This window comes from Sphingomonas degradans (assembly GCF_053502645.1).
This window is the reverse complement of record NZ_CP177172.1, coordinates 3,957,375-3,974,769: the sequence shown is the minus strand read 5'-3', so window position 1 is coordinate 3,974,769 and position 17,395 is coordinate 3,957,375. Positions and strand designations below refer to the sequence as shown.

Genomic DNA, 17,395 nt, shown 5'->3' with positions numbered 1-17,395 from the left:
ACGCTCAGAAACTCGCGCGCAGCCCGATCGTGGCAGTGCGCGGTGCCCCGGGCTGCACCCAAAGCTGGGTATAGCTGTTCGCATACCAGTGCGCGTCGAACAGGTTGGAGACGGTGCCGAACAGCTGGAGGCGATCGGTCAGCGCCACTTCCCCGAAGGCGCGCACCAGCGTGTGCGACGGCAGGGTGAACCCCGTCCCCGTCTCGCCGGAACGCTCGCCGACATACTGAACGCCGCTGCCGAACCGCGCCTTTACCCCCGCGACCGTCACGTCGCGCGCCAGCTGCACGTTCAGCGTGTGGTCGGGGATGTTGATCAGCCGATCCCCCGGCCGCACCTGGAACGAGAAGTTCGGATCGAGCACGTTGGAGCGCGCCTCGGCATCGACATAGGCATAGCTGAGCAGCAGATCGACATCGCCGGGCAGCTTGCCGGTCAGGTCGACCTCGACGCCGCGGCTGCGCGCCTTGCCGATCGCCACCGAGAAGCCGGGGTTGCCGGTATCGGTCGCCAGCACGTTGCGCTTGTTCATCTCGAACACGGCGACGGTGCCGTTCAGCCGCCCGCCGAACGCGGCGAACTTGACCCCTGCCTCGATCGAGCGGGTCGTCTCCGGATCGAAGATCACCCCAGCCGCGTCGGTGCCGACATTGGCGCGAAAGCCTTCGCCATAGCTGGCATAGAGGCTGATCGGATCGCTCAGTCGATAGACGATCCCGGCCTGCGGGCTGAACCGATCGCGGCTGCGGCGGCTCTTCACGCGGGTCAGGTCGTTGTCGGTGCGCAGCAGCAGATGATCGTAGCGGCCACCCAGCCGGATCTCCAGCCGGTCGGTCAGGCCGATCTGGTCCTGCACATAGGCCCCGGTCGCGCGCTGCAAGTCGCTGCGATCGGTGTTCACCACCGGCGTCGGCAGCGGAAAGCGGCCATAGACGGGGTTGCGGATGTCGATCACATAGCCCGCAGCGTCGCTCGGCGCCGACGAAACCGCCGGCGGACGAACCCGCGCGAAGACCTGGTCGTAGAAGAACCGGTCATGGTCCGCGCCGAACAGGATGCGGTGGCGCAGCGATCCGGTTTCGAACGAACCGGAAATTTCGGCGCGCACCACCGACTGCTCTGCGTCGTAATACCGGCTGCGACGCTGCCGCGACAGCGAATGGCCATCGACGAACAGCTTCTGGCGCGCAGTCGCGGTCTCGGCATCCGAGGAGAAGCCGGTCAGCAGCGTGTCGCGATGGCTGGCGCCGACCAGCAGGCTCCAGCGATCGCTGAAATCATGCTGGACGCGCAGCTGGTGGCCGGTCGCGCGTGCCACCGTGTTGCCATCGCCCGGCTCGCCCAGGAAGCGCGAGCGGGGCACCGTGTTGAAATTGCCGTTCAGCACGACGATGCCGCGATCGAACGGCGTCTCCACGCGGGTCCATTCGAAGTCATAGGTGACGCGGGTCGAATCGCCGAGCGCGACGCCGAACGACGGCAGCAGGCCCCAGCGCTTCTGGTGCACCGAATCCCGGAAGGTGTCGCCATCCTCGGCATAGCCGATCAGTCGCGCGGTGATCCCGGGGGTGAGCGCGATATTGGCGTCGGCCTCCGCGCGCACCCGATCGAAGCTGCCATATTGCAGCGAGGCACTGCCGAAGCTGCGGCCGAGCTGGGCCTGTTTGGTGACGAGGTTGATCGTGCCCCCCGGCTCGCCGCGCCCGAGCAGCGCCGCCGCCGGACCTTTCAGCACTTCGATCCGCTCGATGCCCGCCACGTCGCGCTGGCCGCTGAAGCCGCGCCCGCCATTGAATCCGTTGACCAGGTAGCCGCTGGGCAGATTCTCGTCACCGGCAAAGCCGCGGATCGCAAACGAATCCCACAGCCCGCCCAGCGTGTTCTGGCGGGCGACCGAAGCATTGAGGTCCAGCGCATCGGTAAGGCGAGTGATGTTCTGCTCCCGCAGCACCTTGTCCTCGATCACCGCGATCGATTGCGGAATGTCGCGCAGCTTGAAATCGCCACGATAGGATTGCCGCACGCCGTGGACGGTGATTTCCTCGCGGTCCTGCTCCAGGCTGGTCTCCTGCTCGGCCTGGGCGCGCGCCGGCGCGGTCGCCAACAGGGCAAATGGAAGAGCGCCGGCCAGCAAGCCGGTACGAACGGAAAGATGCAACGCCGAATCCCCTGTTTATGATGCGGACGCCGGCCACGGCCGTGGCGGCGCCAGGATCGCGTCGCGATGCAGGCTAGGCCCGGCGACGACAGGATATGTTGTAACGTGACGTTACTTGTTGCGCAAGCGAACGCGTTGTTACGGAGTGTTTCCAGCAGGCAGCCTGCCGCGCAGCCCCTGCCGCTCGTCCTAGCGTGCGCGCGGGGCCGTAACGCCGGCGTCGGTTTGCGTGACCGGCTTCATGGTGCCGTCCGCATTGTAATCGAGCCGCTCGACCGTAACGGCACGACGGCCGATCGCGCCGTTCAGGTTGCCGATCGTCAGCGTGGCATTGTGCAGGAAGAGATACCAGTCGCGTCGCGCATGGTGAACATCTCGTCACGCTGCGCTTCGTCGTGCCCGACGTAGAGATACAGCCGGTCCCCGGCGACCAGCGGGGCCGGATCGGCGGTGAACTTGTCGCGGATGACCGGGTTCGATCCGGGCGGCGCAGCGTTCTGCGCCTGCGCCGCGCCCGCCGCACCGAGTAGCATCAGGCAGACCGCCGCCAGCATCGACCGCCCGATATGCCGCCGCCGTCTAGACGATCTCGCCCCCTCCTGGCGGAGCAGAGGCGCACCGCGATACTCTACTGTTGACGCTTCGACATATCCTGCGCCGCGAAGCGACGATCGAAATCCGCAGCGATGGCATCGAGCGTCACGGTCTCGAGCTGCGCGATCAGCAGCCGCTCCGCGCGACCCAGCGCCTCCGACATCGAGGCATTGACTGCCTGCTCGACCAGGCAATCGGGGGCCGGATCGGCCAGGCCGATGGCGAAGATGCGCGGTTTGCCCACCGCCTGGTAAACGTCCAGCATCGTGAGGTCTTTGAGCGCCTTGGCGAGGATCCAGCCGCCGGCATGGCCCTTGCTCGAACGGACCATCCCGGCTTCGCGGAGGCCCGCGAGCGTCCGCCGAACGACGACCGGGTTCGTGCCGAGCATCTGCGCCGCAGCCTCCGAGGTGATCGGCCCATCCGCGCGATCCATATGGATCAGCAGATGGAGCATGCGCGACAATCGACCGTCCAGTTGCAACTGCGTACCTCCTGCGGCTTCTTTATCACGACACTTTTCGAGTTGCAAAACTGCGGCCGCGCGATCATGTAACATCATAGGTTTCATGATTTGAAAGGAGAGGCCCGATGCACGACGCTATCGTGATCGGTGGAAGCTTCGCGGGGCAGTCCGCTGCCATGCAGCTGGCACGGGCGCGGCAGGATGTGCTGCTGATCGACGCGGGGGCGCCCCGCAATCGCTTCGCCGATGCCGCGCACGGCTTTCTGGGGCAGGACGGTCGCGCGCCCCATGCGATCCTGCAACAGGCGTCGTGCCAGTTGCTTGCCTATCCGACGGCGGAGATCCTGCGGACGGAGGCGGTCCACGCGGTGAAGGAGGACGAGAGCTTTGTCGTGCGCGTGGCCGATGGCACGCATCGACGGGCGAGGCGGCTCGTCCTTGCCACGGGCGTGACCGACACGCTGCCCGATATTGCGGGCATGGCCGAGCGTTGGGGCGCGACCGTGCTCCACTGCCCCTATTGCCATGGATACGAAGTGCGGGATCGCCCCCTGGGCGTCCTTGCCAACCATCCCCTGTCCGCGCACCAGGCGGCGTTGCTGCCGGACTGGGGACCGACAACCTTGTTCACGCAAGGGGTGTACGAGCCCGATCCGGAGCAGGCAGCGCTCCTGGCGCGTCGCGGCGTAGCGATCGAGCGCACCCCGGTGCTGGCGCTGTTGGGCGATGCGCCGAGCCTTGCCGGGCTCGCGCTGGCGGACGGGCGGATCGTTGAGATCGGCGCGGTCTTCACGGCGCCAAGAACCCGGCCGACCAGCCCCATCGCGGCCGCGCTGGGCTGTGCGATGGAAGACGGGCCGACCGGGCCGTTCGTGAAGGTCGATGCCTGGGGTGCGACATCGGTGGACGGCGTCTATGCCGCGGGCGATGCGACCAGCCCGATGCATAACGCAACGATCGCGTCCGCATCGGGCGTGCTCGCCGGGATCGGCGCGCACCAGTCGCTGACCAGAGGCTGAGCGCGGGATCTGTCCGTCGGCGTCGCTGGGCGGCTGAAGACGCCCCTAAGCAGCCGGACCGCGCGCATCGAAGCGTGGCGCGCGATCGAAGTCGGCCTTCCCGAACGGGCGGTCGCGGAACAGATAGCCGTAATAGAAGGACCGCAGCCGCGCATGGAACGCGCGGATGCGATCCTGATAGGCGAGCTGCGCCGCAAGGTCCGTATCGGCAAGCCGCGTCAGCAGCGCCTGCACCCCCACCGAGGGCAGCACCCAGCCCAGCGCGCGCCCGGCCGCATCGCGCCGTTCCAGCCCGGTGCGATAGGCCCGCACGCGCGCGGCGACGCTCTCATCGCCATTCTGATGGAAGGCGAAATACCATTTGTAGTGGAATTCCGGTCCCAGCGGGGCCGAGTTCGCCCATTCGGGATGCGCTGCGTAGAAGCGCCGCATCGTATCCTCGCGCGGAATATCCCAGGCGTGGTTTACCGCGTCGCGCTGGGCGAGCGCGATCTCGGCGCCCTGGTCGACCGGGACCGCCTGGTTGATGAGGACATTGGCGAGCGTCGGCACGATCAGCACCAGCACCAGCCATGCGCCCGCAAGCGTGGCCGCATTGGCCACCGACCGCCAGCGCAGTCGCCCGACCAGCGCCGCCAGCGCGATCCAGAACAGCAGATAGGCTACGATCACCGCCAGCACGAGCAGGATCGCCCCGATCGCGACGCCCTCGATTCCCGCCGCGATCCCGAACGGCAGCGCCAGCACGCCCCAAAGCAGGCCGAGCCGCAGCACGGCCCGCCGCCGCCACAGCGCCGTGCCGCCTTTGGGCAGCGCCTCCAGCATCCGCAGCCGCCCAGCCTCGCGCTCGCCCGAGACGAGATCGTGGTACAGCGCGATCACGAACAGCGGCGCGAGGAAGACAAGCACAAAGGCGAAATCGAACCTGCCGGGCAGCGCCAGTTCGGGGTTGAAGGTGTCGCCGTCATAGATCTGCGCCTCCAGCCCCAGCGCGCGGGCGCGCAGGATATAGGGGGAAACATCGCGCATCCCGAGCGCCGCGAAGGCGAGCGGCGCGGGCGGATCCCAGGTGGCGTGGAAGCTGTAATAGGCGGCGCTGCCGGCATCCTTCTTGTGATCGACCCAGGCGGCGATGGCGCCGATATCCTCCGCCTGCGCCACCGGAATGGCGGCGATCGCGGCACGCTGGCGGGCGACCTCCGCCATGCCGGCGGCGAGTGCGGCGATGGTCAGCAGCCCGAGCAGCGCGAGCGACAGGAGGGTGAGCCGCTGGCGGAGCAGCAGGCGGAGTTCATGGCCGAACAGGGTCATCGAAAAGCTCCCAGGCGGCGGGTCGCCAGCGCGAGCAACAGACCGGCGACAGCCAGCCAGCCGAGCAGCAGGCCCAATCCCGGCAAGGCACCACGGGCGAGCGCAGCGCCGGTCGGCGCGACATAGGTGAAAGCGGGCATGGCCTGCCAGTTGCTGGCCGACACGCGCTTGCGGCGGTCGGCATCGGGGTCGACGGCGGTGTCGTCGCTATAGCGGACATCCTCTGCCTGCATCCGGTTGAGCCGCTGGACCAGCGCATAGCGATAGGCCTCGGCCTGTTCGAGGAAGCGGCGATGGCCGGCGAAATCGGTGCCGGCGGCCGCCATCGACAGGGTGCGGATGGCGATGGCGGGGCTCAGCACGCTCACCCCCTCGACGATCGCGTTCTGGCGCGCCTGCGCGGCATAGCTCTGGCCGGCGTAGCGATCGAACAGTTCGGAGGTCAGCCGTTCGCCCTCCAGGCCCAGCAGCCCCTTGTAGTTGACCGGCAGGTCCTCGACGCGGGCCACGCCGTACCGGGCAAGCACCGCCCGCTTGAACGCGGCGAAATGCGGATCGTCGGGATTGTGGCTGTCGCCCATCCGCCGCAGATCGCGGGCGATCGCGATGTCGGTCTGGAGGCGGTTCTGCAACGGCACGGCGGCGCGTGCCATATCGGGTGCCACGCGCGGGAGCAGCACCACCGCCACCGCCCACAGCGCGACCAGCCCGAGCAGCGCATCGCGGCTGCGGCGGACCAGCGCCGACACCAGCAGGATCAGCACCACCCACAGCGCGAGATAGGCGAGATAGCCCAGCGCGATCACCAGCATCGGCAGCGCCAGCGCGCCGGGCTGCCCGGCGATCAGCACGAAGCCGATCATCGCGGGCAGCGCCGACAGCAGCGCGACCACGCCGAGGGCGAGCAGCTTGCCCGCGACGATCTGCGCGCGGGAGACGCCCTGCAACATCAGCAGCCGCATCGTGCCACGCTCGGTCTCACGCGCCAGCGCACCATAGCCGAGGAAGATCAGCAGCAACGGCGCCACCACCTGCAACACAAAGGCGGGGGTAAGCTGGCCAAAGCGGATGAGCAGCGAGCTTTGCCGCACATCGCCGAAATTGGCGGTGTTCTGGCGGTGCCCCTCCAGGAACATGCTGTTCCCGGTAAAGGCATCGACGCCCGGATCGAACGCCGCCAGCGGCCCGAGCGGGCGGAAGATGAAGTGGCCGTAATGCACCACGCGGTGGGGGTGGCGATCGGGCTGGGCGTGGAACGCTTCCTCGGCGGCATGGGCGTGGCGCGCGCGCAGTTCGGCGATGCCGCGCTGGTGCGACCAGCTGCTCGCCACCGCCACCAGGGTGAGCAGCACCAGCAGCACGAAGGCGATCACGGCGACGCGGTTGCGCGTCATCAGCCGCAGTTCGTCGCGGGCGATCCGGCGGACGGCGCTCATGCCGCCGCCTGCGTCTCGCCGCGCTGGAACCGGGCGTGGAGAGCGCGCACGTCGAACCGCTCCGGCCCCTGCGCCGCCACCTCGTGCTGGACGCGGCCCGCCTCCAGAAAGGCGATGCGATCGGCGACATCGGCAGCGGAAAGCAGGTCGTGCGTCACCATCAGCACCGCCGTGCCGCGATCGCGCACCGCCGCGACCAGCATGTTGAAATCGGCGGTGGCGCGCGGATCGAGGCCCGAGGTCGGCTCGTCGAGCAGCAGCACCGGCACCTGTCGCAACAGCGCCACCGCGATCGCCACCTTTTGCCGCATCCCCTTCGAAAAGCCGTCGAGCCGCTGGTCCCAGGCGCGTTCCTGCAACCCGGCAGCGGCGAGCGCATCGGTGATCGCGCCGCGCGCCTGCCGCTCGCCGGACAGCGCCAGCAGATAATCGGCATTCTCCACCGCGCTCAAATGTTCGTAGAGCGCCACATTCTCGGGCAGATAGGCGATGCGACGGCGCGCGCTGTCCGGGTCCGCGCCCGGATCGATCCCGCAGACCGCCGCGCGCCCGCCATCGCTGCGGGCAAAGCCCAGCAGGACCGACAGCGTCGTCGATTTGCCCGCGCCATTGCCGCCCAACAGCGCGGTGATGCTGCCCGCCGGCACGGCGAGCGAAAGCCCGTCGAGCACGCGATGCGTGCCATAAGCGAGCGTCAACTGGTCGAGCAGGATCGGCGGATCGGCAGGATTCACGGGGTTTCCTCGGCAATGCGCATAAATGCGACGTTACAACATCCCTTTGGCGCGAAGTTCGGTGCTTGGCTAGGCGGGAGGCAGCCTCCCGTTCATTTTCTGCGGTCAGGCGAACACAGAGAGTCGGAAGGAAAGCACCCCCCGAGCGAACGCCGTTCGTCCATTGCAACCGAACGGCGCAATAGCGTTGCAGGGCCGGGTGCCGGCACAGTCGGCACTGTGACCACGGAACGCGTGCGGCGCCGCGCGCGGCTGCGGCTTCGTCCTGCTCGGCTGGCGTACCTGCCGCACTGGACTGGCGCGTCCGTGCGCGTAAGAGCGCACCCGATATGCCGATTTCACCCTCCAGCGCCGAGCCCCGGCCCCGCGATCCTGTATCGGCCATTCTCGACGCCGCGCGCGAAGTCGTGGCGGAACGCGGCCTGGGCGCACTCAGCCTGCGCGTCGTGGCGGAGCGCGCGGGCGTATCGGTGGGGACGATCAGCTACCGCATCGGCGATCGCGCCGCGCTGCTCGATGCGCTGGCCCAGCGCGAGGCGGAGCGGGCGGCGGGCGACTGCACCGGCTGGGGCGAGCGAGTCGGACGGATCTCCACGGGCGACACGGCATGGCTGGCGGATGTCATCGACGCGTGGCTGCAATCCTGCGCGGGCACCGGGCGCACGGCGGCGATCGTGCGCAGCGAAATGGTCTCCGCCGCCTATCGCGACGCCGCGCTCGCTCCCCTTGTCACCGCCATCACCACGGCCGAATGGCAGATGTGGCAGGCGATGCTGGCCGATTGGCCCGATCCGGCGCGGCTTGCGCGACGGATCGCAGGCTATTGCGTCGACGAACGCCCGTTCGCGATCCTGCTGGCCGACGAAAGCGCCTATGCACTGCTGCGCGCGTCCACCCTTCGGGGGCTGCTGCGTATGCCCGGCGTGGCGGGCGTCTCGCCTGCATCCGCATGGCATATGCGGCTGATCGGGCAACTGGAGGCGCCGGCCCGCGCGGCCTGGGACGTGGGCGAGGCGCCGGGTGGCGCGCGCGCAGCAATCGCCGAACGCATCGCTGATCGCATCATTGCCAAGGGGCTCGACGCCGTGTCGCACCGCGCGATCGCACAGGCGACCGCCATGCCGGTGTCGAGCGTGGCGCATCATTTCCCGACCCAGCGGGACATGTTGCTCGGCGGGGTCGAGGCACTGTACCTCCGATTGCGTTCCGAAGTGCGCGCCGCAACCGACGGCGCCGCCGATCGGCCTGCGGGCACGGCGGTCGTCGCGCTGGGGCATGAAATGGCACTGGGGGCGTTGCGCGAGCCCGGCTTCCTGCCCTTCGCCATCGATATGCGCCGGCGCCGCGCCGAAAATGTCCATGCCATCGTCAGCCGCGCCCTGAACGGGAGCGAGGAGGGCGATCGCGCGGTCGCGCAGGCAGTGGTGATGGGTGTGATCGGCAGCAACCTGGGCGGTATCGGGCCGCGCGAGCCGGGGCTCGACCTGGCCGGCCTGGCGCGTTGGCTGTAGCCGCACTGTCGTATTAATTAGGCGTATATATTTCACACAGCGCCCGTACATTTGTCTCAATAGCGTAACGCACGCGGCGTAGCGGCCCCTGACACCATTTCCAGGGGGCTGCCCAGATGATTCGTTTCCGATCCACCATCCCGTTGCGCGCGGCCGGCGTGCTGCTTCTCGCGGGGAGCGCGCTGACGCCGCTGGCGGCGCAGGCGCAGGACGCGACGGCTGCGGGCGCCAACACCGGCGACACCGGGCTCGAAGAAATCGTCGTCACGGCCCAGCGCCGCGCGGAGCGCGCGCAGGAAGTGCCGCTGTCGATCCAGAGCGTCTCGGGCGAGGCGCTGGCCCAATCGGGCTATACCGACTTCACCGATCTCCAGTATCTCGTCCCCGGCGTGCAATACGATCCCACCCAGGGCGCGGCATTCCAGATTCGCGGCGTCGGCAGCACGTCGTTCGATTTCTCCAATGCCAAGTCGGTGAGCGTCGTCGTCGACGACGTGGTGATGGACGGGCAACGCGCCAACGGCCTGATCGGCATGGTCGATATCGCGCGCGCCGATGTGCTCAAAGGGCCCCAGGGCACGTTGTTCGGCAAGAATTCGACGTCGGGCGTGATCGCGGTCAGCACCAATCGCCCGGTGCTGAACACCACCAGCGTCCGCGTCAGCGGCAGCTATGGCGAGCATAACGAACGCATCCTCAACGCCACCGTCAACGTGCCGCTCGGGCCGATCGCCGCGTTTCGCCTGTCTGGATTCGACCAGGCGCAGGACGGGTTCGGCCGTAACGTCACGCTGGACCGTCTGGTCGGCTCGACGCACGAATATGGCGGGCGCGCGCGCCTGTTGATCGAACCGTCGGACAGCCTGAACCTGCTGCTCTCGGCCGATTACGGCCACCATTGGGACAGCAGCGTCCGCACCCCGGTGTCGGGCCAGCCCGCCGCGGTGACGACGATGCTCAACCAGCTGGGCGTCTATCCCGGTCCGAAGAGCGCCGACACCGCCGATGGCAGCTTCGGCCAGATCGAGACCGAGGAATGGGGCACGTCGTTCAACGTGACGGCGAAGCTGGGCGATCACGAGTTGCGCTCGATCTCGGCGCTGCGTTTCACCGGCTATGACAACAGCACCCCGGCCAATCTGCTGCCGCTCGACAAATACGCCTATATCCCGTTCAACATCGGCAACCTGGATACCGACAAGGTCAGCCAGGAACTCCACCTCGCCTCGCCCACCGGCGGGTTCGTGGAGTATGTCGTCGGCGCCTTTTACAACCGGCTGCACGCGCGCCAGACGCAGTTGCAATGGGCGACGCTGGGCCAGCCGCTGTACCGCGCGGACGGCACTCCGCAGCCGACGCTGTACGCCCTGACCGGCGCGATCGGCGTCAACGCCAATGCCTCGCTGTTCGATTCGGTCAACGAGACGGCGGCCGCCTTTGGCCAGCTGAAGGTCAACGTCACGCCGCGCGTCAGCCTGACGCTGGGCGGGCGCTATACCAAGGACTGGAACTCCCAGCGGCTGACCTTCATCACCATCGATCCGGTGACGGTCGCGGGCTACACCCCAACCTTCGTCGGCAGCAGCGCGGCCCCCGCCTATCCCTATGGCAAGGTAACGGGCGACAATTTCTCGTACCGCATCTCGCCCGAGTGGCGGATCACCGACCAGGCCATGGTCTATTTCACCTACTCGACCGGCTACAAGCCTGCGGGCGTCGCGTTCGTCGGCAACAAATATAACCCCTACCGCGCCGAGACGGTCGAGGCCTTTGAGGCCGGCATCAAGTCCGAATGGTTCGACCGGCGCCTGCGCGTGAACCTGGACGTGTTCCGCTCCGACTTTACCGATTTCCAGACGACGATCCTCACCACCATCCCCGATGGTGCGGGCGGCCAGCTTCAGACGACGGCGATCGGCAACGCCGGCGGGCTGCGGACCCAGGGCGTCGAGGGCGAGATTGCGCTGGCGCCCGTGCGGTGGCTCTCGCTCACCGGCAACTTCACCTACACCGACGGCGTCTTCACCGACTATGTGTATAACAAGACGACCGATTACACGGGCACGCGGCTGACGAACTCGCCCGATTGGACCGCGAGCGTCGCCGCTGATTTCACGCACGAATTCGCCTCGGGCTTCGGCGCGCGGGCGCATGTCGATTATGCGTGGCGCAACGATTATTGGACCGTGGTGGGCCAGCCCGGCTATTCGCACGTGCCCAGCTATGGCCTGACCAACGCGCGCATCACCTTCACGCTGCCGGATCGCGACATCGAGTTCGGTGTCTATGCCCGCAACCTGTTCGATACCTATTACTCCACCGGCTGGCAGGTCTACGGCGCGCTGGGGCTGCTCCATTACACCTCGCCGGGCGCGCGCCGCACCGCCGGCGGCTTCGTCAACCTGCGCTTCTGATCGGGGGACAGACGATGCAACCGCTTCACACGCGCATCCTGTGCGGCGCGGCGCTGGCCGTGCTCGCACTCGCCGGAACCGCCGCAGCGCGGGGCGACGGCCCCGCGCCCGCGCCCGAGGCTGCCGACCTGCCCGGCAGCCTGCCGATAAACCGCATCCAGGTGCTGGGCACGCACAACAGCTATTCGCTGCCGATCGACCCGCAGCTGCGCACGCTGCTCCGCCCGATCTTCGCCGGCTTCGACAAGATGATCCAGGCATTGCCGGCGCCGCAGAAAGCGCTGTTCGCCGAGGAGCATCCCAACCCGATCTCGATCGACGAAGGGCTCAACTACACGCATGACGGGCTGACCGCGCAGCTGGATCGGGGCGTCCGCAGCCTCGAACTCGACCTGAACCCCGATCCCCAGGGCGGACAGTATCTCGATCCCGAAGGCTATCGGCTGCTGCGCGCGCAGGGGGCAAAAGACCTGCTGCCGATCGACACCGCCGCGCTCGCCAAACCGGGGTTCAAGGTCCATCACATCACCGATGCGGATTTCCGCAGCCACTGCGCGCTGTTCACCGATTGCCTGCGCGAACTGCGCGGCTGGTCGGACGGGCATCCCGGGCATGTGCCGCTGTTCATCCTGATCGAGGCGAAGAGCCAGGCACTGCCGCTGTTCAAGGACTCGAAGCCCGCGCTTCCCTTCACCGCCGATCGCTTCGACGCGATCGACCGCGAAATCCTGTCGGTTTTCCCGCGCGAGCGACTGGTGACGCCCGACGATGTGCGCGGACGATACCCGACGCTTAACGCCGCGGTGCGCGCAGGCAACTGGCCGACGCTGGCGAAGGCGCGGGGCAAGATTCTGTTCCTGATGATTACCGCCAACGGCCCGGCGGGCGCGGCAGGCTATCTGGCGGGGCACCCCTCGCTCCAGGGCCGTGTGGCGTTTCTGCGCGCCCAGCCGGGCGAGGATCATGCCGCCTTCCTGATGTTTGACAACGCCGTCCGGCGCGACGCCGAAATCCGCGCGGCGGTGGCACAGGGCTATCTGGTGCGCACCCGCTCCGACATCGAAACCTATGAGGCGAAGACCAACGACCCGACGCGCGCGAACACGGCGTTCGCGAGCGGCGCGCAGATCGTCTCGACCGATTTCGAGCATCCGGGCAACGCCTATGGCACACCCTATGTGGTGCGGCTGCCCGGCACCGGCGCGGCGCGGCGCAGCCCCGCCTTCGCACCCGGGCGCTGATCGCGGATAGCGCCGTCCACCGCCCAATGGGCAGGGCGGGACGGCGCCATCCGCGCGGGGCCTCTACGGATGCGACGGGCTCTCGGCCGCGTCGACGTCACCACGCGATCCCGATCTTTCCGAAATGGCCCGCGCTGCTCTCAAAACGAAACGCATCGGCCAGTTGTTCGAGAGGAAAGCGTCGATCCACGATCGGATGGATACCACTCCCATCGAGTGCGCGTACGAAATCCTGCTGCTCCCGCCGGCTGCCCACGATCAGCCCCTGCAGCCGCGCCTGCTTCGCCATCAGTGCGGCGGTGGGCACTTCGCCCGCCCCGCCGGTGAGCACGCCGATCAGCGAGATATGCCCGCCGACGCGCACCGCCTCGATCGACTGCGCCAGCGTGCCGGGCCCGCCCACCTCGACGACGTGATCGACGCCGCGCCCGCCGGTCCAATCCCGCACGGTTCGTCCCCAGTCCGTCTGCTCCCGATAGTTGACGCGGAAATCGGCGCCGAGCGCAGTCGCGCGCTCCAGCTTTTCTCCCGACGAGGACGTGATCGCCACCGTCGCCCCCATCAACTTCGCGATCTGGAGCGCCCAGATCGACACGCCGCCGGTGCCGAGCAGCAGCACAGTGTCGCCCGCCTTCAGCTTTCCGTCGACGACCAGCGCGCGCCAGGCGGTGAGCCCGGCGGTGGTGATCGTCGCCGCCTCTACCGCGTCATAGCCGCGCGGCGCGTGCGTAAAGGCAGTGGCAGGCCGCACGACATGCTCCTGCGCGAAGCCGTCGATGCCATCACCGGGGGTGCGGCTGAAATCGCCCACCATGGGGGCGCCGTCCTGCCAATCGGGGAAGAAGCAGGAAACCACCGAGTCGCCGGCCCGGAATTCGGTCACGCCCTCGCCAACCGCTTCGACGATGCCCGCGCCGTCGGCGAGGGGGATGCGGCCATCGGCGGTGGGCATCCGCCCGGTCGCAACGCCCAGGTCATGGAAGTTCAGCGAACTGCCGTGCAACGCCACGCGGATTTCACCCGCGCGGGGAGCGCCCGGGTCCGGCCTGTCTTCCAACGTCAGCCGATCCAGTCCGATCGGGGGCCGTAATACCATCGCCTTCATGCGCAAACTCCACTGCTTCAGACTGGCCTAACGAACGAGACTTCCGTCCGACACAGACGATCGCGCGGGACCGGCGCGCTTGCGCGCGACGAGCACGCGCCACCGGCGGGTTGCCCGCACCAACCGCACTTGCCAGGCGCAGCCCGTCAGGCGCAGAAAGCGCGCCTGGATGGCGTCGGCATGTTGCGCGAAATCGTAGAAGTCGATGCGGTGATGCGCCAGCACCAGCCGCCCGCCCGTGCGCAGCGCGGCCGCAACGTCGCGCGCGACGCGGGGCATGTCCTTTGCAGACAGATAGTACAGCAGCTCCGCGACGACGACCGCGTCATAGCGGTCTCGTGGCAGCCGTCCCGGCAGCGTCAGTCGCAGGGCGCGGGCATGGGGATCGTTGCGCAGCGCCGCGGCGGTCAGGCGGGTGCCTTCGATCGTGCCTTCGGTGGCGTCGAGACGCCCGGCGCGACGCGCAAGCGCCTGGCTGTTCGAGCCATTGCCGCTGGCCAGTTCCAGCACGCGGCCGATCGGCCCCGCGCCCAGGCCGTGCAGGATCGCCGCGCGCTTCACTGCCTCGTCCCGGCTTGTGAACGTGGCCCACGGATCGTCGCTCGCCGCGAACTTGTCCGCAAAGCCGGTCAGGTCGATGGGCCGCATCGCGCAACCTCCACAAAACGCTCGATGGGGTGGGCGAACGCGGCCAGTTCGTGCCGGGCGATGGAGAATCCGTGCGGATCGTCGCGAATCACGCCCATCTGGGTGCGATGCACGCGGATCAGCGACCGTTTCGCCGGATAGCCGCCCTGCACCCGCAGCGTCCGCTCGCGCAGGCCGCCGCCGGAGCGGGGCGGCCAGACCCGATAGCCCAGCCGGCGGGCCTTTCCGCGCACCGTGCAAAGCGCTGCGGCAACGGCACGATGATCGGGATGCGCGTCGGTGGCCGTGGGGCCGACGATCAGGTCGAACGGGCCACCCTGCGCAAGCGCGCGCGCCAGCGCGCGCTTGCAGCGGGGCAGGCGCGCGGACAGCCCGCCATCCGCCAGGCCGAGAAACGCGACGTCGCCCATAGGGACGCCCAACCGGCGCAGCGCCCGCCGAGTCTCCGTGCGACGGGCAGCCACCAGCCGCCGGGCTGGCCATCGCGCGCTGTGGGCATGCGATGCCGCGCCATCGCTGACGACCACCACGGCCACCCGGCTGCCGCGTCGCTTGAGCGCCTGGATCAGCGCGGCGGCGCCGATCACCTCGTCATCCGGGTGCGGGGCGACGATGGCCGCGCGGCGCACCTGTCCGATGCGCAGTCTCATAACGCCGCCGCCAGCACGCCGTTCTTCACTGCCCGCCCGACCCGGAGCCGCTGGGCGTCCGGCGCAGGCTGGCGCAGATAGACCGCCAGGTCCGTCAGCATGGCGGACAAGGGATGCTCCAGGAAGTGCGCGGCAAGCCCCACCGCCTGCTGCGCGACGGCAATGGCGCGTTCGGCCAGGTCGGCGATGGCGAGGCGGGCAGCGGCGACGCGGGCCAGCCGTTCCTCCTGCGCGGTGTCGAACCCCGTGACGGCGGCGTGGCGCACCGTGGCCGCCGCAGCGTCGGCCAGCCAGAAGAGTTCGGCGAGGCGCGCCGACTGGAACGGATCATCGGCGCGGTGTGCCGCGACCAGATGGTCGCGCGTGCGATCGCACAGCCCGGCGATGCCGCCAGCCTGCACCGCGACGAAGCGCAGCGCGCCGCCGCTGAAAAAGGGTTCCTGCGCATAGGCGTTCGGGGCCCCGATCCGGTCATCGTCCTGAATCGCCGCGCCGCGCCAGCGGACCCGGTGCGTCTCAGAACGCTGCATTCCGGTGGTGCGCCACCACGCCCGGTCGACCACCGGCGGAGTCGTGGCGAGATCGACCAGCACCAATTGCTGGCCCCCGCAATGCTCCGCCGTCACCAGCGCATGCGTCAGCACGCCCGCGCCGGACGCATAGCTCTTGCCGCCGTGCAGGCCATCGGCGTCGAGTATCAGCGGTTCGTCCGCGATTCCCGCATTCCATACGCCCAGCATCGCGCCATCGGATGCGGCGCGGCGGAGCCGGTCGATCTGCGTCGCGGTGCCATGGCGCTGCACGATCTGCACCGCGTCGACATGCCCTTCCGCCAGGCGACCGAGCGGCAGGTCGCGCCGGCCGATCGCATAAAGCGGCCGCAGGATGGCCAGGCTCTCGGCTGCCGTCACCGGATCGCGCGGCAGGTTCCGGTCCCAGCCGGCGGCCACGATCGCGGCGTGCAGGGTTTGCGCCATGGTCATGCCGCCATCTCGCACCCTTCGGATTCGAGCAGGGCGAGCATGTCCTCTGCCATGGCCAGCGGTACGTCGTCGGCATGATCGGCGCACGCCGGTACGACGCGCATCGCGAATGCTTCGGCATTCGGGCAGTCCCGGGCAACGCCCAGGATATGGTCCGCCGGCAGGTGCCATCGCATCCCCAGCGTGCCGCGAACCTCCTGCCGGTCGATCCTGTCGAACGCCTGCCGCGCGACCGCCTGTTCGCGCCATTGCCATGCCGCAGCGCGCGGGTTTGCGAGCAATGGCGACGCGCCCGTATCCAGCGCGCGCAGGGCGCTCGACAGACCCTGCACCGCACGCCCCTGGCGACGAGACGAAGTCTGGACGACCAGCGCGGCGTCGCGACGGACGCGAAAGCCAGCGCGCGCCGCATCGTCGAGCAGGCGGGCATCCTCGCCGAACGCCAGCGCCTTGAAGCCGCCCAGCCGGTGATAGACGCCGGTGCGAAAGGCGAGGTTGGCGCCGCCGGTGAAATGATGCGTGTCGCGCGCCTCCCACGGCACCGGGTCGATCCGTCGGCGATACGCGTGGAGCCGATCATAATAGGCCTCGACGCGCGAATGGGCGGGATCGCCCGAGGCGCCCATCCGAACGATCCGGCCCGCCACGACATCCGCGATCTCCAGCGCAGCGATCCCCCGCTGGATCCAATCGGCGCAGGGGCGGCTGTCGGCATCGGTCGTGAACAGCAGGCCCTCGCCATCGGGCAAGGCGGCAAGGCCCATCGCCATGGCCGCGTGCCGGGCGACGCCCGCGTTGGCGGTGCCGCGTTGAAGGCCGCCCCCGACCCTGAGCGGACAGGGCAGCACCCCGGACGCTTTCCGCAACAGCGCCGCGCTGTCGTCCTCGCAGCCGTCCAGATAGATGCAGACCGTCAGCTCCACCGCGCGCATGTCCAGGTTGGACACGGCATGGAGAAGCGCCGGCAGGCGCTGCGCCTCATCGCGGGCGGGGACGCACAGGGCGACCGGTAATGGGCTGGGCAGCGCTGGTCTCCGCGAATCGAGGATGCGCTGTGCTAACGTCCGGTGTCGCGGCAAGGTTCATCGGGTGGCAAGGCGCAGCCCGGGCGGCAGTCTTCGCCGG

The 17,395-nt window shown here is 68.8% G+C and carries 15 protein-coding genes; 4 read left to right on the top strand and 11 right to left on the bottom strand.

Annotated features, from left to right (window positions below; genetic code table 11):
- Positions 1–4: 4 nt before the first annotated feature.
- The 3 genes from ACG3SL_RS18325 to ACG3SL_RS18315 all read right to left on the bottom strand — a co-directional run bounded on the left by ACG3SL_RS18325 (position 5) and on the right by ACG3SL_RS18315 (position 3,236).
- Positions 5–2,158: a TonB-dependent siderophore receptor gene (locus ACG3SL_RS18325; RefSeq protein ID WP_448662600.1), complete on the bottom strand. Its 2,154-nt coding sequence runs from the start codon at positions 2,156–2,158 to the stop codon at positions 5–7.
- 320 nt (positions 2,159–2,478) lie between these two features.
- A complete protein-coding gene (locus ACG3SL_RS18320; RefSeq protein ID WP_448662599.1) occupies positions 2,479–2,712 on the bottom strand; it encodes a hypothetical protein in 234 nt (77 codons plus the stop codon).
- A gap of 74 nt (positions 2,713–2,786) precedes the next feature.
- Positions 2,787–3,236 (bottom strand): RrF2 family transcriptional regulator, encoded by a 450-nt coding sequence (locus ACG3SL_RS18315; protein WP_448665166.1) that lies wholly within the window; start codon positions 3,234–3,236, stop codon positions 2,787–2,789.
- Positions 3,237–3,343: 107 nt separating this feature from the next.
- Here ACG3SL_RS18315 and ACG3SL_RS18310 point away from each other — a divergent pair, with 107 nt between their 5' ends.
- Positions 3,344–4,237, top strand: coding sequence for an NAD(P)/FAD-dependent oxidoreductase (locus ACG3SL_RS18310; RefSeq protein WP_448662598.1), 894 nt, complete (start codon positions 3,344–3,346; stop codon positions 4,235–4,237).
- 45 nt (positions 4,238–4,282) lie between these two features.
- On the opposite strand, the gene ACG3SL_RS18305 is transcribed toward ACG3SL_RS18310, so the two are convergent.
- Genes ACG3SL_RS18305 through ACG3SL_RS18295 form a run of 3 tightly spaced genes read right to left on the bottom strand, consistent with a single transcriptional unit; the run spans position 4,283 to position 7,718 of the window.
- Complete coding sequence (locus ACG3SL_RS18305) at positions 4,283–5,548, bottom strand: ABC transporter permease (protein ID WP_448662597.1); 1,266 nt, start codon at positions 5,546–5,548, stop codon at positions 4,283–4,285.
- Positions 5,545–6,984, bottom strand: a complete 1,440-nt coding sequence (locus tag ACG3SL_RS18300) for an ABC transporter permease (protein WP_448662596.1) — start codon at positions 6,982–6,984, stop codon at positions 5,545–5,547. Before ACG3SL_RS18300 ends, ACG3SL_RS18305 begins: the two co-directional genes overlap by 4 nt.
- Complete coding sequence (locus ACG3SL_RS18295; protein WP_448662595.1) at positions 6,981–7,718, bottom strand: ABC transporter ATP-binding protein; 738 nt, start codon at positions 7,716–7,718, stop codon at positions 6,981–6,983. The genes ACG3SL_RS18300 and ACG3SL_RS18295 overlap by 4 nt, the downstream gene beginning before the upstream one ends.
- Before the next feature lie 329 nt (positions 7,719–8,047).
- Here ACG3SL_RS18295 and ACG3SL_RS18290 point away from each other — a divergent pair, with 329 nt between their 5' ends.
- The 3 genes from ACG3SL_RS18290 to ACG3SL_RS18280 all read left to right on the top strand — a co-directional run bounded on the left by ACG3SL_RS18290 (position 8,048) and on the right by ACG3SL_RS18280 (position 12,884).
- Complete coding sequence (locus ACG3SL_RS18290) at positions 8,048–9,229, top strand: TetR family transcriptional regulator (RefSeq protein ID WP_448662594.1); 1,182 nt, start codon at positions 8,048–8,050, stop codon at positions 9,227–9,229.
- A 116-nt stretch (positions 9,230–9,345) separates the two neighbouring features.
- Positions 9,346–11,643: a TonB-dependent receptor gene (locus ACG3SL_RS18285; RefSeq protein ID WP_448662593.1), complete on the top strand. Its 2,298-nt coding sequence runs from the start codon at positions 9,346–9,348 to the stop codon at positions 11,641–11,643.
- Positions 11,644–11,657: 14 nt separating this feature from the next.
- The gene (locus ACG3SL_RS18280) at positions 11,658–12,884 is read left to right on the top strand and encodes a Ca2+-dependent phosphoinositide-specific phospholipase C (RefSeq protein WP_448662592.1); all 1,227 of its coding nucleotides are present in this window, start codon (positions 11,658–11,660) and stop codon (positions 12,882–12,884) included.
- A gap of 97 nt (positions 12,885–12,981) precedes the next feature.
- On the opposite strand, the gene ACG3SL_RS18275 is transcribed toward ACG3SL_RS18280, so the two are convergent.
- From ACG3SL_RS18275 to ACG3SL_RS18255, 5 genes are read right to left on the bottom strand one after another with little or no spacing between them, the layout of a single operon-like run.
- Complete coding sequence (locus ACG3SL_RS18275; RefSeq protein WP_448662591.1) at positions 12,982–13,989, bottom strand: zinc-dependent alcohol dehydrogenase family protein; 1,008 nt, start codon at positions 13,987–13,989, stop codon at positions 12,982–12,984.
- A gap of 27 nt (positions 13,990–14,016) precedes the next feature.
- Entirely contained in the window at positions 14,017–14,637 is a 621-nt protein-coding gene (locus tag ACG3SL_RS18270) for a class I SAM-dependent methyltransferase (protein WP_448662590.1), read from the bottom strand.
- A complete protein-coding gene (locus ACG3SL_RS18265; protein ID WP_448662589.1) occupies positions 14,619–15,287 on the bottom strand; it encodes a PIG-L deacetylase family protein in 669 nt (222 codons plus the stop codon). Before ACG3SL_RS18265 ends, ACG3SL_RS18270 begins: the two co-directional genes overlap by 19 nt.
- Positions 15,284–16,270 (bottom strand): acyl-CoA dehydrogenase, encoded by a 987-nt coding sequence (locus ACG3SL_RS18260; RefSeq protein WP_448662588.1) that lies wholly within the window; start codon positions 16,268–16,270, stop codon positions 15,284–15,286. Before ACG3SL_RS18260 ends, ACG3SL_RS18265 begins: the two co-directional genes overlap by 4 nt.
- On the bottom strand, positions 16,267–17,217 hold the full coding sequence (locus ACG3SL_RS18255) for a glycosyltransferase (protein WP_448662587.1): 951 nt from the start codon (positions 17,215–17,217) through the stop codon (positions 16,267–16,269). Before ACG3SL_RS18255 ends, ACG3SL_RS18260 begins: the two co-directional genes overlap by 4 nt.
- Positions 17,218–17,395 lie beyond the last annotated feature (178 nt).